Here is a 582-nt window from a genome sequence, read left to right on the forward strand (position 1 = left end):
GGGGTCAGACAGGCATGGGTCACTGCCTGTTGCTCCAGATAATGCCAGAGACGAAGCGGGTCCTGCCGGACGATATCGACTGCGATAACCAGACAGGCCCCACTTCCCAACGCCATCATGATTTCCCAAACACTGGCATCAAAGCTCAATGAGGCAAACTGCAACATCCGGCTATCCGAGTGAATGTCAAACTGGACAATTTTATCCCGGACAAGATTGATTAGCCCACGATGCTCAACCATCACACCTTTTGGTGTACCGGTTGAACCTGATGTGTAAATCACATACGCCAGATGCTGTGCAGTCAGTGCGGTCACTTGCGGGTTACTGTCCGGCTTATCAGGCAGCGTATTCGGATCCAGTACCGTGAGTCCTGACAGTGCTTCCTCACCCAATGCGGCACATCCGACATTGTCCGCCAGCAAAATAGCCGGTGCTGCATCGGTCAAAATATGTGCCAAACGTTCCCCTGGATAAGCCGGGTCCAATGGAACATAGGCACCACCCGCTTTCAACACCGCCAGCAAGCCCACAATCATCGTCGGTGAACGTGTCACGCAAATCGCTACTCGCTGGTCTGGC

Annotated in this window: 1 protein-coding gene; it reads right to left on the reverse strand. The window is 53.6% G+C overall.

What is annotated here, in order from left to right:
- A partial coding sequence (locus tag AACQ38_RS23850) for an AMP-binding protein (protein WP_165579254.1) occupies positions 1 to 582 on the reverse strand: 582 nt, incomplete at both ends.

This window comes from Photorhabdus sp. RW14-46 (assembly GCF_963887965.1).
In the GTDB taxonomy this organism is placed as follows: Bacteria; Pseudomonadota; Gammaproteobacteria; order Enterobacterales; family Enterobacteriaceae; genus Photorhabdus; species Photorhabdus laumondii.